This is a genomic window from Aeromonas sp. R10-1 (genome assembly GCF_040908465.1).
GTDB classification, from domain to species: Bacteria; Pseudomonadota; Gammaproteobacteria; order Enterobacterales; family Aeromonadaceae; genus Aeromonas; species Aeromonas caviae.
Genome location: NZ_JBFODT010000024.1, coordinates 65,136 through 85,234 on the forward strand (window position 1 = coordinate 65,136; position 20,099 = coordinate 85,234).

The following is a 20,099-nucleotide window of genomic DNA, read 5'->3' on the forward strand; positions in this document are numbered from 1 at the left end:
AATAACTATGTCTATTTTGTCCAGTGTGCTGGTCACTCGCGTGACTCATGGCTACGGTGTTTCTCGCAAGTCTGGCGCTCCGGTGCCTTACGACTTTGCCCAAGTGGAATATCTGGCTCCTGCAAACAACGTCAACAAGCCGGAGTGCAATATCAACTCCTGGGGCTATGAGGTTCGCCAGTTGTCCCTGCGCAATGATGCGCCGACTATCAAGGAAATGGCTGATTGCCCCAAGTTGGTGGCGATTGACCTTATTCTGGAAGCCGATCCCCAGAATCCGACCCGCAACGTTGTTGTTGGCTACCAAGCCTCTAAAAAGCCGCTTTAATAGGCGCGCAACGAGGAGGAGGAGCGAGGGCGCGCAGCGACCGACGACGAGGGCGCAATAATGATTTGCCTGGATATTACCTCCGAAGGATACACCCGCCTTTCAGAGGGGGATTCTTGTAATTACGTGCTCCTGACTGTCCAGGAGCATACCAAGCTCACCGATATATCTAATTGGTTTCAATTTGATATAGCGGATGTGGGAATTGCCTTTAGCTCTGGGATTGTTATGTGGGCTTTGGGTTTAAAAGTGGGCGCAATTGCCCGTGTTATTGTAGGTGCAAAAAGAGGATGAACGAGTATGCAAAACTATTTCCGTAATGGCTGTATCGCTTTGAGCTGTTCTATGGCGGCCATGGCTGCAAATGCAGAAGGTGGCAGTGCTGCTGCGGCCGCTGCTGCTGCGGCTCTCGATACCGCTAAATCCGATGTGGATGCGACCGCGCCGAAAGTCATGTTGGTGGTGGCGACTGTTGTCGGCGTCGTCATCCTGATCGGCCTGATGCGCAAAGCCTAATCGTGTCTTTGCTCATTGGGACGCTATGGTTCCTGTTCTTTGTTGAAGGTTACAGGGCAACGTTTTCCATATGACACAAGGCGGCTTCGGTCGCCTTTTTTATTGGGGGTCGCGTGAGAGTGCTTTATCTGCTGTTCCTGGTGCCGCTGGGGGCGTTTGCGAGCTGTCCGGCAGGGCTCAATCTGCAAAATGTGCCTATAGGTACAGCAATGCCCTATTGCGTTAAATGGGAGTCCTCCACTCTGGGCGGGTGTCAGGTCGTTTGCCCTGGAGTCTGTGTTGAGACGCCATCTACGGGCACCATGGGCCCCATACAGTCTAACGGTGTGGAATGTACTGTGGGCACTGGTACTGGTGGCGACGGTGGTGGTGATACTGGGGGCAGTCCTGGCGGGGATGGTAGCCTTCCTGGTGATACCGATAATATTGCTGGTTGGCAGTATTTTAATCATTACGGTTATCAGACCGTGGGTTATACCCTCTCAAAGATTAATACTAATTTAGGTAAGCAGTTTGCGGGGGTTAATTCTAGGCTTTCTGGTTTGAAGGATTATTCCAATCAGATTGCTGGTAATACATTTAAGACCCAGCTCGAATTGTCTGACGTTAATGACAAGCTTGATCAGGCGCTAACTTATATACGGGAAACTCCTGGTCGAATAGAGGGGACTAATCTTTCTTTGTCTCGCATGGAGGCTGATTTTGATTTGGCTAATGCTCAGTTAAAGAAAATTGCTGATAGTATGGGTTCTTCTGGTGGTACAAGTGGTGCCGTTTCTACTGTTGATTTATCTGCAATCAAAGGTGATGTAGCTTCGCTGAAAGCAATGCAACAATCGGCCATGTCAACCCTTGGCTCTATTAGCGGCAATACAAGCTCCATGTCATCCAATATGGGGAGTATGCTTGGTGCTATTGGGAGTCTTCAAGGTTCGGTTAATTCGGTTAACTCCAATATTTCTAGTCAGTCAGGCTATTTAAGCCAGATGAATGACAATCTTTACGGCATTAAATACATGCTCCAAGATGGTTTAAAGAATGGCTGGGGAAATTCTGGTGGTGGTCAAGGTGGGTCTGGCGACTTTAACATTGATTATTCTCAAATGCCTGGTTCGGGATCCAATCCTTTGCATGTTGCAGGCGCTGATTATAATTCAACGCTTTGTTCGGGTGACGCTAGTTGCGCCTTTGACCTGGAACAGATAACAAAGAAATATGATGAAGAGAAAGAGGCTTTAAAAAGTCAATATCTCGCTATTAAAGGCGAAATGGCCGACATATTCAGGTTTGATTTCTATGGTTCGGCATCTGTTCCTAAGTGCTTCGACATGTTTTCCTTGTTTGGCAATGATTACCAAGTGTGCCCCAATGTTGGCGGCTATTGGGAAATATTGCTCGCGCTGATGTTGTTTATTTTCTACTTTATTGCGTTCATGATTGTTGCGAAGAGGTGAGCGATGGAATGGCTAGGTGATTTATTCAGTGGGTTGTTTCAGGACATATACAATCTTGCGGTCCAGGTAACGGCATGGATTTCGGTGAAATTTGCTATTCAGTGGATCCAGTTTAAATTGTTCATGTTGGTGTTTTCATGGGATGTTGCCAGGGAAATCCTGATAAACCTGCAATTCAGTGATTTGATATCGACTTCGTTTAACAGCCTTCCTGCATCTGTGCGCGATATATTGCTCTATCTGCAATTTGATAAGGGTATGTCTGTTATCACTCAGGCGTTTGTGACGCGCTTTTTACTTAATATTTTCGGGTGGTGATCTATGTCGATTAAAATCCATCATGGTGCACCAGGGTCATATAAATCTAGCGGTGCTATTCACACCGATGTGATTCCCGCCATCAAAGAGGGGCGCTATATCATCACCAACGTGCGCGGCTTCTCTGTTGAGCGCTGCCGTGAGGTGCTGGGGAATGATGTGCCAGAGGGGTTTGAGGTGCTCTATGTCGAGACGGAATCCCAGGAAGGGCGTGATCATCTGGCGAGGTTTTACCACTGGGCTCCCAAAGGGGCGTTCTTCCTGGTCGATGAGGTGCAGCGGGTATTTCCGCCAGCATGGCGCCAGAGTGACCTGGATAAACTCAATTATCCAGGTGGGCCGGATAAGGCAAAAGAGGATGGCCGACCGGAAACTATCGACGTGGCCTTTGATATGCACCGCCATCACAACTGGGATTTTGTATTAACAACCCCGAACATCAAAAAGGTTCACCAAGTTATTCGGTCGGCGGCTGAGACTGCAATTCGGCATACCAATATGGCGATATTGGGGATTGGTGGCCGTTATAAGACCGTTCTTCACCTTTCAGATAATTCCGGCACATCCATGTCTGATGTGCTGCAAGCCAAGCCATTTAATAAGGTGCCCAAGTATGTTTTCAAGCTTTATGACTCGACTACAACCGGTAAAGTCTCGGATACAATCGCGGGCAGCTCGATGCTGCGAGATCCTAAAATTCTGTTTGTTCTGGTCGTTTGGGGACTCTGTGTTTTCTTTGGTTTCATCAAGCCTCAATATATTGACTCGCGTCCTGAAACCTCTGTGGTGGCTTCTGCGCCCGTTGATGCCGCTTCTTCGGTTCCTGGGCAAGTGGGTGCTGCGACCACTGCTAATGTACGTCCTAGTGGCGCTCCTGCTGCGGATGCTGCTGGCGTCTTTGCTGTAGGGCCGTTCGCCGGATACCGGATGATCATCAACTGCCATGTGCTGACCAAAAGTGATCGAGACGTCTACAACGTCGAATATTGCTTCGCCCTGCGCAAAGGTGACGACGAGCAAGCCATCTATGCCGAAGAGTGGCCGCAATTCTTCGTCGATTTGAAGCCCATGACGGCGTGCCATGCAGTTATCCAATACCAGGGGCAGCCAGTGGACGTCTATTGCGACCCTGACGGCGATGCGCTGCGTAAGCGGGTTAATGGTGCGCTCTTTGCTGGTGCCAAGAGTGACGGGGCGCCTAACGATGACCGGACATAAATACAGCTCGGGAGTTACTGTGGTTGGCATCATTGCTGTCTGCATTGATATTGCCATCCTGATAGCCATAGGGAGCAATCCTAGCTATTCCACCGAGGCTCGTTGGGCCTGTGTTGCCCTGGTAGCGTTGTTCTCGCTGCCTCCCCTGCTCTGGCTCTTTGGGGGCTACCTTATCGAGCTGGAGGTGAAGTGGCAGCACCACTGCCGGGCAAAACGCCGCGCTCGCTCTGCTGCCGCACGTCTCAAGGCTGGCCACTGAACCCCAGGGGCGTGAGCCCCTATAAGGCGATTCTCTGAGGCTCATTGTTGGGAAGGTGGTAGGCTCGCCGAAACTTGTTTGGAATGTTCCTGTGAGGCTGTGAACCCTCTTCCCTGCTAAACCGTTTTTTGTTTTTATGTTAGAAGTTATTGTCCACTTCAATTTCAAAACGTTCATTACTTTCAACAAACTTATACACTTTAATATGCTTTGTTAGTTTATTTTCACTGATGTATTTTTTTATCCCTCTAGCCTTCCGCATATTCATTTTGCATCCTAAATATACATCCGTTATATTTTCAGGATCAATGTCCAATAAATAGTTGTAACCTGTTTTTATTGCATTCTCAACAACAAAGTTCATTATTTTATTTTTTGATAAATATCGCTCGCTTTCATTTTTATAATATTTTATCTCGCTTTCAAGCTTCCCTCCTTTATATATTTGCAATCGGTCGGCTATGTTTACAGGAAGAATGAAGCGATGTTCTTTTTCGTATATCCAATCATCACCCTTAGTTGTCAATACCTTATGAAGTACAGATTTAAACAATTCATTATCATTGTCGTAGACAAAGTCAAATTCATAATCAAAAGTTTTTTTATTGTCATAATTTATTTTAACAGGGTCTTTTGTAAGTGGTAACTTAGCATATTTAGGGAATTTAATGTCACTTAACACGTTTGAATTATATCCAACACATAACCCTCGATGTTGGTCTGCATAATGTGACCACATAAGTAAATTATGCTGTGTTTCTGAAAGTGATACAATACCACTCATTTTAAACAGTGTGTCATAACTATCTTTTAATTGCGCGCTCGGTCCTAATATTCGCTTAAACATACTATAGGATCTACTTTCTTTATCTATGACCCCATCCATAGTAGCAAGTAATTCCTTGGCTAAAATTGTTTCAAAAGGGTCATTTAATGTACTGGCTGAGGATAATTTAAATGATGGATTTGAAAAGTATCCAACGTCTAAGTTACTAAAATATTTATATAGTTTACGCATTTACGACTGTCCGTGATTGATCCCCCCGTATAGTAATACGGGGGGAATTCGTTGCACAGAGCCTGATGACACCACGGATCACATCTTTAGTGGTTTGTGCTGCGCTGCAGCGTACCTGGTCAGGCTTTAACGACATATCATGCTGCGCCCATGAAAAAGGGGGCTTGCGCCCCCTGCCCTACCCTGTCTAGCTTCTTCCGCCATCCTTCCTGGGCAGTTCCCCAGGTGGATGCGGTATTCATGCTTGGTCGACTGCGGATAGCCTCAGCTCTTCCATCAACCAAGTCATGGCGTCCTCCTGGTTCTTGAAGGTTCTGACATTCTGCTGCTTTATGTTGGGTACTCGCTCAATCGCTATGTCGTGTAGTACCTGGGATCTGATGACATGAGCTTTAGCGACCATCTTCTGGCCGTTGAGCCAACCATTGAAGTCATTAGCTGTACTGAGAGCCTCATCGGTGCCGCCTTCGTAGCTTCTTGTATCGACAAGGAAGCAGAACGGACGACCGTCAAGGCTGGCGATGAGGGTCTTGATGCTGTCAACCCAAATCCTGCACCCCTCCGAGTTGAACGCCCCTATCAGTTGGCTTTGGATCACTTGTTCAGAAATGCTGGAGATATGTTTGCCATGAGCAATAACGGGCCCCATCCGAACTTATTCCCATGTTTTTATGTGTGTGTTGAATTATCTTGCACTCAACTGAAAACGTTTGCAAGCCTGTGCAGGTCAGGAAAAAGGGGGCTTGCGCCCCCTCCCCTGTCTACTTGATGCCTAGCTTCTTCCGCCAGTGGAAGGCTTCCCTCTGCTTCTCTGACAGCTCGGCCTGGATGATGGCCAGCGCCTCGATCCTCCTCCTGTCGAACATGACGCCATTCGGTGCGATCAGGCAGTCATTCTTCATCCGCCATCCCTGCCATTCCTTGAAAATCGTGGGCAGCTCCCGCCCAGATGCCATACGCATAAGCCGTTTATAGACAGGTGGGATCTCTTTACCCTTATCCCAATTTGTGACCTGCCTCACAGAAACGAAACATAGATTTGCCGTCTCCTCTTCCGATAAACCGCATTCAAACCAACGAAAAATGAAGTTTTTGGTCAACTCTCGTTCCATCCAAGTAAATACCTGATAAACCAGCAAAATTGCGTGGGCTGGCTTATCGGCGGGCTTCACATGGGCATTTAACCAAACGCGACATTATGCGCAGTGTCGTATTTTACGAGTCCCAGGGCATGGTCAATCAAGAATTGCCTTTAGGTCCCGCGTCTTGGCTATGAGTGCAGTTTTATTGTTCACCACTGGTTATCAATCATATGTACGGTTCTGGTCGAGCAAGTGGTCCAGCGGCTTGCGGCTGGCACTCTCGTGACGTTCCCGGTTGCCGGTGTGCAGGTACTTGGAGGTGGTGTCGATGCTGTCGTGTCCCGCATCGGCTTGAACGTGGGATAAAGGCCGGCCGTGCAGATTGATGTCATGGGTGATACCGGTATGGCGAATGGAGTGCGGCGTCAGGGTTCGCATTTCAGCGGCATCCTGAGCAAAACCGTCTTGTTCGGCAAGGCTTGCGGCCTGTTCAAATACCGCCATCACCAGGTCTCGTAGCTGGCGGATACCCAGATTGGCATTGAGTTCGCCTTGTTCGCGGCCATGGGCCGCCGCCTTGTGGCGTACGAACAGCGGGGTCTGCTCTCCGGGGGCCGGCAGTGGCGAAAGGCCAAGAAAGGTTCGATAGCGAGCCAGGGCTTCGAGCAGAGCCTGAGAGACGGCCACGGTGCGCCGTTTACCGCCTTTGCTGCGGGGAATGTCATAACCCCAGACGCCCGTTTTGGGGTCACGTCGAAACTGACCCATGACGGGGCTGAAACCCGGCCTGGCCGCCACCTCGGAAATCCGCAGATAACAGGCATACATCAGACAGATGAGAAAGCGGCTGCGCTCATGTTGTGCCGGGCATACGGCAGCGAGCTGTTCGGCGGCTTGCATCACATAGGACCATTGCAGCTCAGTGAAGGATTGCGCGTCTTCACCAGCCTCCTGGGGGCCCGCACGTTTAACCCGCTGCAGCAGGAGAGCCGGATTGCGATCCATGTACTCCTCCTGGATGAGAAACTGGAAGAAGGCGGACAAAATGGCGAGTTTTGTCTTCATCGCCTGCTCACTCAGTCGATACGGCAGCTCCCGGCCCAGTTCCCGCTTGCCAAGAAACGGACGCCACAGGGGGTTTGGCAACCGTTCCCCCCACTCCTTGTCGAGCACGAACTGGGCGACGTTGCGATAGGCAATCAGTCCGGACGGTGGCGCCTGGCAATAGTCGAGATAGCGCATCATGATGCGCCTAGTGAGATCCCTGGGGCTGATGGCCACCTCGCAAAAACACCAGTGCAAAAAAGTGGTCAGCTCACTGCGATAGGTCTTGTAGTTGTTTTCGCTGTGGCGCTGCTCCAGCAGCCAGTCGACGGCCAGCTCATAGACGATCCCCGCGTCGGGGACCTTGCCAAGACTCAGGGTGGCGAGGTACTGGTTGACCTGGGGATTGCCCGCTTCAAGGTGGTCCACGCTATCGAACAGTGGCATGGCGGGTGGAAGTGCTGGATGAATCATGATGGTGTGTGATGTCGGTTGAATGTTTTGAACGGGGCCGCAACCCCCTGATGCCGATAAATGGGGTTATCGGCATCAGGGCTTGCAGTGCGCCTTGGGGGCAACGACCTGAGGCATCTTGCTGTGATACCCCATGATCACGAGCAATCGGCATATTCAATGAATATGCAGTGTGGTTGGAAAATTATCGGGGAAAATAGTCGTGACAATGACTTAAGTTGCACTTTTCATGAATGAGAGAGCGGCTTCTGCCTCACATCCCCTTCCCGCCCTTTCGTCTCAAGCCACGCTCTTCAGGGGCTTCCCCTTTGGCAGTTCAGTATCCAGCTTGTCTTCTTTGAGTGGATTCCCCTGCCCTTTTCCACCGCGCAATACCTGCTGCAACTGATCCCGCTGCTCGGCCAGATAAAAGGCCAGACTCTCCTGCTGCTCCGGTGCAAGCGCGACCGGCGCACCCGCCAGCAGTGTCATCAGCTCATCGGCGGTGTCCAGCAGTTTGTCATAGGCATCCGCCTCTTTCTTGCTGGCAAAGGTCATCTTCTCCACTCCCCCACGTACCACAACATACTTGATCTCAACGGCCATCGCGGCGCCCTCCTGATGATAGTGATTGCAAGTATATGTACGTATATACAGTATTGCAAATACCCTCAGCATGTCGGCTTGCATCGCCAGCCCCTGCTTGGCTGGCGGCGGCCAGTTCACAGCGGAAAACACGTCTTTTCAAAGGGGGGTGTGCAGCGCGGCAAGACAGAGCAGGCGTTTTAAGGTAAATTTCATCAATTCCTTCAACAGGTTGAATCGTATGTCGGATCCGCACTCGGTGATTGTCTGTCCGGCCTGTGACTTGCTGATCGAACGCAAGTTGCTGCCGCTGCGCCGTCACGCCCATTGCCCCCGCTGTCATCAGCATCTCTATGGGCGCTATGCCTTTCGCCCTTCCCAGTTGATGGCGCTGACCATCACCGGATTCCTGTTGCTGCCTTCCGCGTTTTTTGAGCCTTTGATCTATCTTCGTCTGGCGGGCGTGAACTCGGACGCCAACCTGATCAAGGGAATTATGATGCTGTATGCCGAGAGCGAGCTCTGGGTGGCAACACTGGTGCTCTGGTGCGCCGTGCTGGCGCCGACGGGGCTGCTGCTCGGGATCTTTGCCCTCGCCTCCGGCCTGGCCAAGCGCTGGCATCTGCTGGCGTGGACCCTCAAAGCGGTCGAGGTATTTCGCCACTGGGCCATGCTGGAGGTGTACATCGTCAGCCTGCTGGTCGCCCTGTTCAAGCTTATCGACATCGCCGACGTGCGCCTGGGAGGCGGTCTGCTGAGCCTGGGTTGTCTGATGCTGCTCAACATGACGCTGCTGATCCTCTTTGATCCTGCCCCTTACTGGGAGCGGATTCCGCTGCAACATGCCTCCCGGGAGCCGGACCATGTCCCCGATCAGCGCCCGTGAACTGGGGCTTTGCCGCTGCCATACCTGCGGGTTGCTGGTGCGCCATCAACACGGCATGAGCTGCCCTCGTTGTCACACCCCCTTGCAGATGCGCATTCCCCATTCCCTCGCCTGGTCATGGGGCCTGTTGGCGCTGGCCACCTTCATGTTGTTGCCTGCAAACCTGCTGCCCATCACCCACTTCTACAACAAGGGATTATTGCAGTCCGATACCATTTTCAGCGGTATCATGGCGCTCTATCGCAGCAAGATGTCCGGCATCGCCACCATAGTACTGACGGCTAGCATCATCGTGCCCATCGGCAAGATCCTGGGTCTTGGCTGGATCTGCTGGCAGTTGCAGCGCAGCAAGCCGGTGCGCCGCAAACGCCAGCTCGTCATGTACCGCATCATCGATTTCATCGGACGCTGGTCCATGCTGGACCTCTTCGTCATCTCGCTGATGGTGGCCCTGGTGGATCGCGGCGTGCTGCTCAACGTGCGTGCCGGCCCCGGGGCGACGGCATTCGCCGGCGTGGTGGTGCTCACCATGATGTCGGCCAGGATGCTCGATACCCGCCTGTTGTGGGACAAGGCGGCCCGTTAATGTTTTTTGTGTCGAACGCGCTGTGCATCACAGCCAATGTAAGGAGTCGGTATGGTCGGGGCTGAGCCCGTCATTGAGAAGCACCGCTGGTTATCACCGGTCTGGTTGCTGCCCTTCATCGCCCTCTTGCTGGCGGGAGGCTTTCTCTACCAGCAGTGGACGAGCAGTGGTCAACTCATTCGCATCAACTTTGCCCAAGGCAACGGTATCTTGCCGGGCAAGACCCAGTTGCGCTATCAGGGGGTCGCCATCGGCGTGGTCCAGGAGCTGGAACTGGCACAGGATGGTCGCAAGATTGCGGTGCTGGCCAAGGTGGACAGCCGTGCCCGCTCCCTCATACGCAAGGGCTCCGACTTCTGGCTGGTGAGTCCCAAGGCGTCACTGACCGAGATCTCCGGCCTGGACACCCTGGTGTCAGGCAACTACATCAACCTGCAACCCGGACGGGAGAACAACCCGCTGGAGGATGAGTTCGATGCCCTGGATGGCCCTCCCCCCGGTTATCAGGCCCAGGGGCGAACCCTGCACCTGACAGCCGATTCTCTGGGGTCGGTGGGCATCGGCGCCAAGATCTATTTCCGCGGGCTGGAGGTGGGCAGTGTCATCAACACCCGTCTTGGGGAAGAGAACCAGAACGTGATCCTGGATCTGGTGATCGAGCCGCGCTTCGAGCACCTCGTCAAGGCGGATACCCGATTCTGGAACATCAGCGGCATCAAAGGCTCCTTCAGCCTGGCTGGCGTCAGCGTGGAGGCGGGCAGTCTCACCTCCATTCTGAGCGGCGGCATTGCGTTTGACTCCCCCAAGGATTCTCCCGTGGCGCAAAAGGGGGTCAACTTCATCCTCTACAAGGGGTTGGCCGAGGCCGCCCGGGGTGAGCGCATCACCATCCAGGCGGGGACTCTGCCCATCAAGGAAGGGATGCCCATCCTCTATGAGGGCATCGAGATTGGACGAGTCGACCCTATTCGCCTCACCGAACAGGGACGGAGCGTGACGGCCCTCATCAACCCCGAACAGGCGTTCCGGGTGACCGGCAAGAGTCGTCTGGTGTGGGAGACGGTCTCTCTCTCCCCTGCCGGGATCAAGCATGCGGATCGCCTGCTGGCCGGGCCCGCCATTCGTCTGGACTATGAACCCGGTAAACGGGTTAACACCATGACCCTGGAGAGCCAGGCACAGCGCGGCGGCATCAAGCTGACCCTGCAGGCAGAGGATCTCGCCGGTTTGAGCGAAGGGGCTCCGCTCTGGTTCAAGGGGTTGCAGATAGGTCAGCTCGGGGCACTGACCCTGGATGCCGGCGGCAATGCCAGTGTCGAGTTGCTGGTGAACGAGCGTTATCGCCATCTGCTGCAACGGGCTCGCTTCTATCGCGCCGCCCCCTTGCAGGTGGAGGCGGATCTCAGCGGTATCAAGGTGGAGACCAGCCCGGCCAGTGCCTGGTTGGCGGGGGGCATCAAGCTGGTACAGGCTGCGAAGGGTGACAGGATTGACCGCCTCTACCCCAGCCAGGAGCTAGCCCTGCTTGGGAGCCGCCATGCCAAAGCGGTCAGCTGGACGCTGCGTGCCGCTCAGGCTGATGGTATCGGTGTGGGCTCCCCCGTCCTCTACCTGGGACTGGAAGCGGGCAAGGTCAAGGCGCTGGATGCCGATGATCGCGGTGTGGCCATCACCCTGGAGATCGATGCCATCTATGCTCCTTTGCTCAAGCAGCAACCCCAGTTCTGGAAGAAGGCCGCCATCGACGGCAAGATCCGGCTCGATGGCGTGCAGGTCAAGATGGGGAACCTCGCCACCCTGCTGCGTGGTGCCATCGAATTCGACAAGCTGGGGACAGGTCGCAGCAGTCATCAGCTCTTTGACAGCAAGGAGCAGGCAAGCTCCCAGGTGCGTACCCTCACGCTCACGGCGGATCACAACCCGGGTCTCGGGGTTGGCAGCCCCATCCGCTATCGCGGAGTGGACATCGGCAAAGTAGAGCAGGTGGAACTGGACCCGACCCTGGGCCAGGTAAGCTTCAAGGCCGAGCTGAATGAGCAATATGCCGCGCGTTTCCTGCAATCCGGGGCACGCTATGCCCTGGTGCAGGCCAAGGTCGGGCTGGGGGGGGTTGCCCACCTCGATACCCTGATCAAGGGGGCCTTTGTGGAGGCGACACCGGGCCGGGGGGCTGGCAAGGAGACCTTCCCCTTGAGCCAGAGTGGCCCCGCCGGTCTTGCCCTGACCCTCAAGAGCCCCTCCGTCGATGGCATCAGCGTGGGCAGCCCCCTGCTGTTTCGCAAGATGGTCGTGGGCAGCGTCACCGGCGTGACCCTGGCCCGGGATGGCAGTGAGGTACTGATCGATGTGAATGTGGATGGACAGTACGCCCATCTGATACGCGCCAATAGCCGCTTCTGGAATGTCTCCGGGGTCAAGGCCGATATCGGGCTGACCGGTGGCACCATCGAGGTCGAAACGGTGCAAAGCCTGCTGGCAGGCGGGATTGCCTTCAATACGCCGGAGCGGGAAATGGGCGCGACCGTCAAGGCGGGCCATCGTTATCCGCTTCATGCCAAGGCAGAGAAAGAGTGGCTGGAGTGGAGCCCCCGCATCTTGCCCTGAGTTATTCCCCTGTTCGTCAAAAACCGGCCTTGTGCCGGTTTTTTTATGGCCTCATGGACTCCCCCATCAAGAAGGGCCGCGCACTGTGGTAAGATGTCGCCCCTCATTTTGGGTCAGCGAGATTGCGCCGTGCACGACAACACCTACCTCCCCGATCACTTCCTGCGTCACATTGCGGAGTTCATGCCATCCCATCTCTCCATGGAGGCATTCGTGGCGAGTTGCCGGCAGCCGCTGCGGCGCAGCATCAGGGTCAACACCCTCAAGATCACGGTATCCGAGTTTGTCGCCCGTATGGCGCCGCTTGGTTGGCAGCTGGATCCCGTGCCCTGGTGTGCAGCCGGCTTCTGGCTCACCCGCAGCGATGAGAGCGTTCCCCTTGGCAACACGGCCGAGCATTTGTGCGGCCTCTTCTATATCCAGGAAGCGAGCTCCATGTTGCCGGTGACGGCGCTCTTTGCCAGTGAGCAAACCAGACGGGATGGCATGTTGCTGGACGCGGCCGCCGCCCCTGGCTCCAAGACTACCCAGATCGCGGCGCTGATGGAAAACCGCGGCATGCTGATCGCCAACGAGTTTTCCAGCAGCAGGTTGAAAGTGCTGAGCGCCAATATCCAGCGCTGCGGTGTGACCAACGTCGGCATGACCCATTTCGATGCCAAGGTCTTTGGCCAATGGCTGCCTGAAACCTTCGACGCCATCCTGCTCGACGCCCCCTGCTCCGGCGAGGGGACGGTGCGAAAAGATGAAGACGCGCTGCGCAACTGGAGTCTCGAGAGCATCGACGAGATTGCCGCGGTGCAGCGTGGCCTGCTGGAGAGCGCTTTTCACGCCCTCAAACCCGGCGGCGTACTGGTCTACTCCACCTGCACCCTGAGCCTGCAAGAGAATCAGGCCGTCTGTCAGTCACTGCAAGAGAAGTTCGGCGATGCCTTCAGCTTTGACTCGTTGGCCGATCTCTTTCCGGGGGCGGAGAAAGCCTGTACGCCGGAGGGATACCTGCATGTGTGGCCCCAGATCTTCGACAGTGAGGGCTTTTTCGTTGCCCGGTTGCACAAGCATCACTCCGTGCCCAACACCATGTTCAAACCGGGCAAGCTCGGCAAGTTCCCCTTCTCGCCGCTGCCAGAGAAAGAGGCCGGCCCCATGCTGCGGGAGATTGAAGGGAATTTTGGCATCGTGCCCCATGGCCAACTGTTTGGCCGCAATGACGAGATCTGGCTCTTCCCTTACGCCTTCGAGCAGGTACAGGGGAAGCTGCGTTTCGATCGCATCGGCATCAAGCTGGCTGAGACCTTCAAGAAGGGATATCGATTGACCCATGAATGGGCTCTGGCTTACGGCCATGAGGCGAGCAAGGGATGCGTCGAGCTGGATGCCGCCAATGCCCGTGAATTCATGATGGGACGAGATGTCTGGCCAGAGCAGGATGCCGGGACTGGGGAAGTGATCGTTCGTTACCAGGGGCACCCGCTCGGCATGGGGAAATGGGTGGGGAGTCGCATCAAGAATGCCCTGCCCCGGGAGCTGGTACGGGACAACAACCTGTTCAATGCGTGAGAGTGGGGTCGCTCGAGCAAAAACAGCGCCTGTTCGAGTCTGAAAAACCCCCACTCTGGTTGAACTTTTATCCGGTTCTTGAAATGCCTAGAGCCTTGTCTAAGCTTAAGGCTATCCGCATACCAGTTAGCGCACGGCTCTGCAAGGAGCCAATTCCCCTATGCCAGGTACAAGGAATTCGTACCTGGCTTTTTTTGTCTTCCTTTTTCAACCATGTTGGCACGATACCATCGTCTATTCGAGCATGTCTGCCGACTCGGGAATATCGCTCTGCTGCGCGTTGGTCGTTTGTTGCAGTTCGTGCTGATAGAGCAGATCGATCGCCTGCTCGATGATGGAGGCCTGACTGTCTTCCAGTTGTTGCCCCAGCATGGCCAACCTCTCTGCATGACGATTGCTTATCCAGCATTGCAACCGGCTGTGGGTTTCCTGCTTGCGCTTCACGTGCTGGCGCTGCCGTTCGGCATTCTCTTGCGCAGCGCTTTTCTTCAATTCCTGGCTATCGTGACCTTCCGACATGTCTATATCGTGAATGTTATCTCTCATTTTTCGTTGGCATCTTCTACGAAAGTAAATCGGATTACGACTCCCCCACCGTCATGATGTCTGTGGAGGACGACATGAATATATCACCAGATCAACAGGATATCATTTAACATAAAAAATTGAGAGGCGCGGTTTTCTATAACAACCCATCCAGGGCGTGATCCGAGAACTTGTGTGCATCATCGAAATATTCCTGCAAGGTGCGCATGTCCTTGTGTCGGGTCACCTCGATGATCTTGTTCATCGGTTTGCCCGCCGTCACCGCCGAGGTGATGAACCCCCGCCGCAAACTGTGGCCACTGACGTGGAGATCGTCGATGGCCTGACCGGTTCGCCGCTTGATCATCAGGTTGATACCTTGCGGCCCCAGGGGGTCTGCCATCAGCTGTCCCCAGCGATTCATCCGGCGAAACAGGGGGCCCTCAGCAATCCGGCTTCTTTTCAGCCATTGTTGCAGTGCAGACACTGGGCAATACCGGGTGCCCGGAATGAGTGCTATCTCCGATTCATGGAGCTGATGTTTGCTTGGTTTGAGACGAAGGCGTATCCCCTGCCCCACAAACTGCACGTCATCCACCTCGATCCTGGCCGCTTCCGATCGGCGCAAGGCGCCACTGAACATCAGCAGCAACAGGGTGTAATCCCGAAGTCCCGCCAGGTTGCTGGTATCTATCTCGTCCAGCACGCAGGCCAATGGTTTCAGGGTCAGCGCCCCCGTTTTGCGTTTGCGGTTATCACCGAGCCGTACTATGCCACGCATCATCTCCTTTATCTCCGCATGCTCGGTCGGCATGGGGTGGATCCCCTTCTGCTTGAAGGCATAGCGAATGCCGGCAAGCCGTCTTACCAGGGTGGCCGGTTTGCGAGGTTCCCCGTTGCGAAGCTCCCCCTTCCCTTCTTCTTTGTCCAGCCAGACCCAGTTGGCCAGGATGCCGTCGGCCTGATCCGCCAGAAAATTCATGATGTCGTGGTGTGTCGTCTGCAAGGGATCCAGCCCGTGGAGCTGGCACCAGGAGACAAAGATACGGGTATCTGCCTGATAGGCATTGAGGGTGGAGTCGGCTTTAGCGCTGCGCAGGAAGCGTCTTGCCCGGCTGTTCAGCTGAGGATCGAAGACGCTTTGCAAGGATTGCTGAACTGGGTTTTGAAGGCGTGGGTAGTTCACTTAACTCTATGATTTAAAGCGGAGTTTCGGTGGATCTTACAGGATCATCCAGATCTATCAAGTATTGATAATGAATATTATCGATACTTAGGGAGAGTGCTTTAACCCATTTCAGCTCCCTCATTTATTTCTCAAGTACCCTGTCATCCCTGCTCCGTTTTATCAGGATTGTGGCTTTAATCTCATCAGTATCCACCGCAAAAAAAAGTGAGAGATAACAACTTGGCATGATTGTTTTTGGATGGGTAATGATAGTGCTGATTGTCATAGTAAAACGCCCCGCTATGCGGGGCGTTGTCTGTTATCGCTTTGCCAACTTGAACAATTCGAAGAAATTGTGGCTGGTGGCCCCCGCCAATTCGGCGAGCGATATCTGGCGAAGATCAGCGATAAATTGGGCAACGTCGCGAACAAAGGCAGGCTCGTTCTCCCTCCCCCGGTGGGGAACCGGTGCCAAATAGGGAGAGTCGGTTTCAACCAGCAGTCGTTCCAGTGGCAACGCCTTGACCACTGCCTGCAGGGCTGAGGCGTTCTTGAAAGTGGCTATTCCCGAGATGGAAATATAGAACCCCATGGCCATCGCGGCCTCGGCCATTTCGAGGGACTCGGTGAAGCAGTGCAGCACTCCGCCCACCTGTTCGGCCCCCTCCTCTCGCATGATCCGCAGCGTGTCTTCCTGGGCATCCCGGGTGTGGATGATGAGCGGTTTGTTCAGTGCCCGGGCTACCCGGATATGTTCGCGGAAAGAGGCTTGCTGTACATCCTTGTTTTCCGGTGAATAGAAGTAGTCGAGCCCGGTTTCGCCGATGGCCACCACTCTCTCATCGGCCGCCTGAGTCAGCAGCAAGGCAGCATCCACCCCGGGATCCTGATTGAGCGGGTGAACACCGCAGGAGGCAAACACCTGGGGATAGGGAGCGATGGCCTCCATCATGGTCGGGAACTGGGCCTGGGTCACACTCACGCAGAGAAAATATCCCACGCTCTGCTGCGCCGCCTTGGCCAGTACATCGGCCATGTCGGTCTGCTTGGAGCCATAACTCAAGCGATCGAGATGGCAATGGGAATCAACGAGTAACATAGACAACCTTGTTTATAACCAGCGATTGAGCCAGTTCATCAAATGGATGGTGGGATTGGAAAGCTGTCCTGGCTGACAAGCCTCTTTCAGCACAACCAGCTGCTGTTCAGCTTCCAGGAGCCGTTCGCTGGAGTGTCTCTCAGCCAGTTGCTGGCTGAGTGATGCAAGATCCGGCATCGCCAGTTGATGATGGCCGCAGCCAGCCTGAAGCTTGAGGGCATCGCACAAGAAGAGCTGCAACCAGTGCAGCCGGACCTGATTATCCTCGGCCAACTGGGCACAGACATTCGCCGCACGGGTGGGGGCCGATGCCAGCGAGACAAATCCGTCGAGCAATGCCCGTCTGGCATCATCTTGCTGTGCTTCGATATAGATCAGCACCCGCAGCGGCGCACCCTGGCAGATCCGCACCTGGGCCTGGGTGGCCTGATGGCCCTGCTCGGCGAGCCAGGCAAGGGTCTCCCCCTCAGAGGGGAGCTGGCAGACATGCTTGTGACAACGGCTCAAGATGGTGGGGAGCAGGCGAGATACCCGAGATGCGATGAGCAGCAACAGACTGTCGCCAGCCGGCTCTTCCAGCGTCTTCAGCAAAGCATTGGCGGCAGACTCCGTCATGCGCTCCGCCTCCTGAATGATCACCACCTTTCCGCGACCGAGCTGGGACGTGCTCTGGAGACGGCTGCAAATCTCCCGGATGGCTTCGACACCAATGGTCTTGCCCTCGGGCCCCAGGGTGCCAAGATCCGGGTGATGCCCCTTCTCAAAAAGCTGGCAGGAGTGGCACTGACCGCAGGGCTCACCTCGTTGTGGATGCTGACACAGGTGCAGTCGCGCCAGTCGCTCTGCAAGCTGCTCCTTGCCAAGACCAGGATCTCCTAGCAGCAACCAGGCGTGCCCGAGCCGTCCGGCCCGGGCCGTCTCGCTCAAGGCATGCCAATCCGGGATCAGCCAGGGATACATAGTCCCTCGCTTGCCAGATAATGCTCAAGAGCTGCCTCGATGGCGGCTTTGACTTGCTCCGGGGGCAATCCGGCATCGATGACCTGGATGGAATCATCGGCGGCCGCCAACTCGAGGTAACGCTGGCGGGTACGTTCAAAGAAGCCGATCTGCTCCAGCTCAATCCTGTCCAACTCGCCGCGATGGCGGGCCCGCTGCAGGCCGATGGCAGGATCAATGTCGAGATAGAGCGTCAGATCCGGCTTGAAATCCCCGAGGACCGCCCGTTTGATGGCGCCGATGAGGTTCGCATCGATGCCGCGGCCACCCCCCTGATAGGCCTGAGAGGAAAGATCGTGCCTGTCCCCCACTACCCAGATGCCGTCTGCCAGGGCCGGCTTGATCAGGGTCTCCACCAGTTGTACCCGGGAGGCGTACATCAACAGCAGCTCGGCCTCGACGGTCAGGCGCTCGTCGTGTACTTCCTTGACGATGGCCCGCATGCGTTCCGCCAGCGGCGTGCCGCCCGGCTCCCGGGTGCACTCGATCCGCGCCACTCCGTGGGCTTGCAGATAGTCGGTGACATAGCGCATCGCAGAGCTCTTCCCTGCCCCTTCCAATCCTTCAATCACGATAAATTTAGACATTAGGGTTTCTTCAATATGTATTCACGCACCGCCCGATTGTGTTCATCGAGGGACTTGGAGAAGTAGTGGGCACCGCCCCCCTTGGCAACGAAGTAGAGATAGTCGGTCGATTTGGGGTTGAGCGCCGCCTCGATGGAGGCCTTGCCCGGCATGGCGATGGGCGTCGGAGGCAGACCGTCGATCACATAGGTGTTGTAAGGGTTAACATCGGTCAGATCGCTGCGGCGAATGTTGCCATCGTACCTGTCCTTCACCCCGTAGATGACGGTAGGGTCGGTCTGCAACTTCATGCCAAGGCGTAGACGATTGACGAACACAGAGGCAATCTGGGCCCGTTCATCCGGTTGGCCCGTCTCTTTTTCGATGATGGAGGCCATGATGAGCGCCTCATAGGGTGTCTTGTAGGGCAGATTGGCCTGACGCTTCTCCCAGGAAGCCTCCAGGAACGTTTTCATGTCCTGATAGGCGCGGCGCAGGATGGAAAGATCGCTGGCATGAGTGGTATAGGCGTAGGTTTCCGGCAGGAACCACCCCTCCAGCTTGCCATTTTCGATGCCGAGTTCCTGAGCCAGTTCGGTTTCGCTCTGCTCCAGAGTCAGGCGCTCCAGATAGGGAGCGCTGGAAAGTTGCTTCAGCCAATCCTCAAAACGGGACCCTTCGACAAAGGTCAGGCTGAAGTGAAACTCCTTGCCGGAAGCAAAGAGAGAGAGAGTCTCCTTGAGCGGCGCCCCTTCCTTGATTTCATAGGTGCCGGACTTGATGGCCACCAGTTCGGGATGACCGCGCAACCAGAGACGCACCGCCCAGGGGCTGGTTTCCCCCTCCCCCAGTTCGGCAATCAGGCGCGCCGCATGGGCGCCTTTTTCGACGGTAAAGAGGCGGGTTGGCCCCTTGTTGGTGAGCGTCTCCACCTGTTGCCACTTGTGATACACGTACCCTCCGGCAACGGCGACAGAGAGTGCCGCCCCCGCGAGCAGGGTGTAAAGCCGATTAAACTTCAATGACCAAGCGCTCCTGTAAACGGCGAATCAATACCGGACTGGGATAGTGCATATCCCCGATGCGGGTGACCGGGACAATCCCCATCAGGGTATTGGTCAGCCAGACCTCTTCCGCCTGCCAGAGTGACTCCAATGGAGCCTCTACGACACGCAGTTCAATGCCCATCTGTTTAAGCATCGTCATCACGCGCTTGCGCATGATGCCATCGATCCCGGCGCGGGTGAGATCCGGTGTGAACACCGTCCTGCCACGACGCCAAAACAGATTCGCGCTGACCCCTTCTACCAGAAATCCCCGGCTGTTCAAGACTATACCTTCGACCCCGCCACGCGCAGCAAGTTCGCGCTTCAGCATCACTTGTTCGAGGCGCCCCAGCGTCTTGAGACCGGCGAGCATGGGACTGTCCCCAAGCTGCTGCTGGCATACCAGGGCATTAATGCCGGTTTGCTGCCAATCATGATAATGCTCAGGATAAGGTGCCAAAGAGACGATGCGAGTGGGCGTGTCACAGCCTGCGCCGTCATATCCCCGCCCACCGGCGCCCCGGGTCAGCATTATCTTGACGACAGCCTGTGTCTGCCCAGAAGCCAGCTGCGCCGCCTCGTCGGCAAGCAGGTCCCAGGAGTGCTCGCCAAAACCAAGCCGGGCGTTGGCATGTTGCAGCCGGGCCAGATGGTCCTGCCACCAGAGTACCTTCCCTTCCCTCACCAGCATGGTGGTGAAATGACCATCACCGTATGCCAGTCCACGATCCCTGGCTGACAGTGTTTCTGTGGGTATTCCATTAATCAGCAAGGGGATCCCTCCG

The 20,099-nt window shown here is 55.2% G+C and carries 21 protein-coding genes; 9 read left to right on the top strand and 12 right to left on the bottom strand.

Annotated features, from left to right (window positions below):
* Window positions 1–7 precede the first annotated feature (7 nt).
* From AB5Y93_RS11795 to AB5Y93_RS11815, 5 genes are all read left to right on the top strand, one after another.
* Window positions 8–328 (top strand): hypothetical protein, encoded by a 321-nt coding sequence (locus AB5Y93_RS11795; protein ID WP_039040801.1) that lies wholly within the window; start codon window positions 8–10, stop codon window positions 326–328.
* Window positions 329–628: 300 nt separating this feature from the next.
* Window positions 629–844 (top strand): Flexible pilin, encoded by a 216-nt coding sequence (locus tag AB5Y93_RS11800; RefSeq protein ID WP_151027399.1) that lies wholly within the window; start codon window positions 629–631, stop codon window positions 842–844.
* Between the two features lie 338 nt (window positions 845–1,182).
* Entirely contained in the window at window positions 1,183–2,298 is a 1,116-nt protein-coding gene (locus AB5Y93_RS11805) for a hypothetical protein (RefSeq protein ID WP_368229415.1), read from the top strand.
* 3 nt (window positions 2,299–2,301) lie between these two features.
* Window positions 2,302–2,616: a DUF2523 family protein gene (locus AB5Y93_RS11810; protein ID WP_151027397.1), complete on the top strand. Its 315-nt coding sequence runs from the start codon at window positions 2,302–2,304 to the stop codon at window positions 2,614–2,616.
* A gap of 3 nt (window positions 2,617–2,619) precedes the next feature.
* Window positions 2,620–3,834 (top strand): zonular occludens toxin family protein, encoded by a 1,215-nt coding sequence (locus AB5Y93_RS11815; RefSeq protein WP_368229416.1) that lies wholly within the window; start codon window positions 2,620–2,622, stop codon window positions 3,832–3,834.
* Window positions 3,835–4,232: 398 nt separating this feature from the next.
* On the opposite strand, the gene AB5Y93_RS11820 is transcribed toward AB5Y93_RS11815, so the two are convergent.
* The 5 genes from AB5Y93_RS11820 to AB5Y93_RS11840 all read right to left on the bottom strand — a co-directional run bounded on the left by AB5Y93_RS11820 (window position 4,233) and on the right by AB5Y93_RS11840 (window position 8,296).
* The gene (locus AB5Y93_RS11820) at window positions 4,233–5,111 is read right to left on the bottom strand and encodes a DUF2971 domain-containing protein (protein ID WP_368229418.1); all 879 of its coding nucleotides are present in this window, start codon (window positions 5,109–5,111) and stop codon (window positions 4,233–4,235) included.
* Window positions 5,112–5,349: 238 nt separating this feature from the next.
* Window positions 5,350–5,760 (bottom strand): hypothetical protein, encoded by a 411-nt coding sequence (locus AB5Y93_RS11825; protein ID WP_201893946.1) that lies wholly within the window; start codon window positions 5,758–5,760, stop codon window positions 5,350–5,352.
* A gap of 112 nt (window positions 5,761–5,872) precedes the next feature.
* The gene (locus AB5Y93_RS11830; RefSeq protein WP_201901071.1) at window positions 5,873–6,223 is read right to left on the bottom strand and encodes a DUF3653 domain-containing protein; all 351 of its coding nucleotides are present in this window, start codon (window positions 6,221–6,223) and stop codon (window positions 5,873–5,875) included.
* Window positions 6,224–6,415: 192 nt separating this feature from the next.
* The gene (locus AB5Y93_RS11835) at window positions 6,416–7,684 is read right to left on the bottom strand and encodes a tyrosine-type recombinase/integrase (RefSeq protein WP_368229419.1); all 1,269 of its coding nucleotides are present in this window, start codon (window positions 7,682–7,684) and stop codon (window positions 6,416–6,418) included.
* 306 nt (window positions 7,685–7,990) lie between these two features.
* Window positions 7,991–8,296 (bottom strand): YebG family protein, encoded by a 306-nt coding sequence (locus AB5Y93_RS11840; RefSeq protein WP_368229420.1) that lies wholly within the window; start codon window positions 8,294–8,296, stop codon window positions 7,991–7,993.
* A gap of 220 nt (window positions 8,297–8,516) precedes the next feature.
* Between AB5Y93_RS11840 and AB5Y93_RS11845 the strand changes: the two genes are divergently transcribed.
* The 4 genes from AB5Y93_RS11845 to rsmF all read left to right on the top strand — a co-directional run bounded on the left by AB5Y93_RS11845 (window position 8,517) and on the right by rsmF (window position 13,911).
* Window positions 8,517–9,161, top strand: coding sequence for a paraquat-inducible protein A (locus AB5Y93_RS11845; protein ID WP_010674754.1), 645 nt, complete (start codon window positions 8,517–8,519; stop codon window positions 9,159–9,161).
* Complete coding sequence (locus AB5Y93_RS11850) at window positions 9,139–9,747, top strand: paraquat-inducible protein A (RefSeq protein ID WP_010674753.1); 609 nt, start codon at window positions 9,139–9,141, stop codon at window positions 9,745–9,747. The genes AB5Y93_RS11845 and AB5Y93_RS11850 overlap by 23 nt, the downstream gene beginning before the upstream one ends.
* A gap of 51 nt (window positions 9,748–9,798) precedes the next feature.
* A complete protein-coding gene (locus AB5Y93_RS11855; protein ID WP_041205787.1) occupies window positions 9,799–12,351 on the top strand; it encodes an MlaD family protein in 2,553 nt (850 codons plus the stop codon).
* A 129-nt stretch (window positions 12,352–12,480) separates the two neighbouring features.
* Window positions 12,481–13,911 carry a 16S rRNA (cytosine(1407)-C(5))-methyltransferase RsmF gene (gene rsmF, locus AB5Y93_RS11860; RefSeq protein WP_368229607.1) on the top strand — a complete coding sequence of 477 codons (1,431 nt, stop codon included), beginning with the start codon at window positions 12,481–12,483 and terminating at the stop codon, window positions 13,909–13,911.
* Between the two features lie 234 nt (window positions 13,912–14,145).
* On the opposite strand, the gene AB5Y93_RS11865 is transcribed toward rsmF, so the two are convergent.
* The 7 genes from AB5Y93_RS11865 to pabC all read right to left on the bottom strand — a co-directional run bounded on the left by AB5Y93_RS11865 (window position 14,146) and on the right by pabC (window position 20,086).
* Window positions 14,146–14,430, bottom strand: coding sequence for a RepB family protein (locus AB5Y93_RS11865; RefSeq protein WP_183148419.1), 285 nt, complete (start codon window positions 14,428–14,430; stop codon window positions 14,146–14,148).
* Between the two features lie 163 nt (window positions 14,431–14,593).
* Window positions 14,594–15,622 carry a site-specific integrase gene (locus tag AB5Y93_RS11870; RefSeq protein ID WP_336582085.1) on the bottom strand — a complete coding sequence of 343 codons (1,029 nt, stop codon included), beginning with the start codon at window positions 15,620–15,622 and terminating at the stop codon, window positions 14,594–14,596.
* Between the two features lie 301 nt (window positions 15,623–15,923).
* Window positions 15,924–16,703, bottom strand: a complete 780-nt coding sequence (locus AB5Y93_RS11875; RefSeq protein ID WP_368229422.1) for a TatD family hydrolase — start codon at window positions 16,701–16,703, stop codon at window positions 15,924–15,926.
* A 12-nt stretch (window positions 16,704–16,715) separates the two neighbouring features.
* On the bottom strand, window positions 16,716–17,663 hold the full coding sequence (gene holB / locus AB5Y93_RS11880) for a DNA polymerase III subunit delta' (protein ID WP_368229423.1): 948 nt from the start codon (window positions 17,661–17,663) through the stop codon (window positions 16,716–16,718).
* Window positions 17,648–18,289: a dTMP kinase gene (tmk, locus tag AB5Y93_RS11885; RefSeq protein ID WP_368229424.1), complete on the bottom strand. Its 642-nt coding sequence runs from the start codon at window positions 18,287–18,289 to the stop codon at window positions 17,648–17,650. The genes holB and tmk overlap by 16 nt, the downstream gene beginning before the upstream one ends.
* A complete protein-coding gene (gene mltG / locus AB5Y93_RS11890; RefSeq protein WP_323933764.1) occupies window positions 18,289–19,290 on the bottom strand; it encodes an endolytic transglycosylase MltG in 1,002 nt (333 codons plus the stop codon). Before mltG ends, tmk begins: the two co-directional genes overlap by 1 nt.
* The gene (gene pabC / locus AB5Y93_RS11895) at window positions 19,280–20,086 is read right to left on the bottom strand and encodes an aminodeoxychorismate lyase (protein ID WP_045524866.1); all 807 of its coding nucleotides are present in this window, start codon (window positions 20,084–20,086) and stop codon (window positions 19,280–19,282) included. Before pabC ends, mltG begins: the two co-directional genes overlap by 11 nt.
* Window positions 20,087–20,099 lie beyond the last annotated feature (13 nt).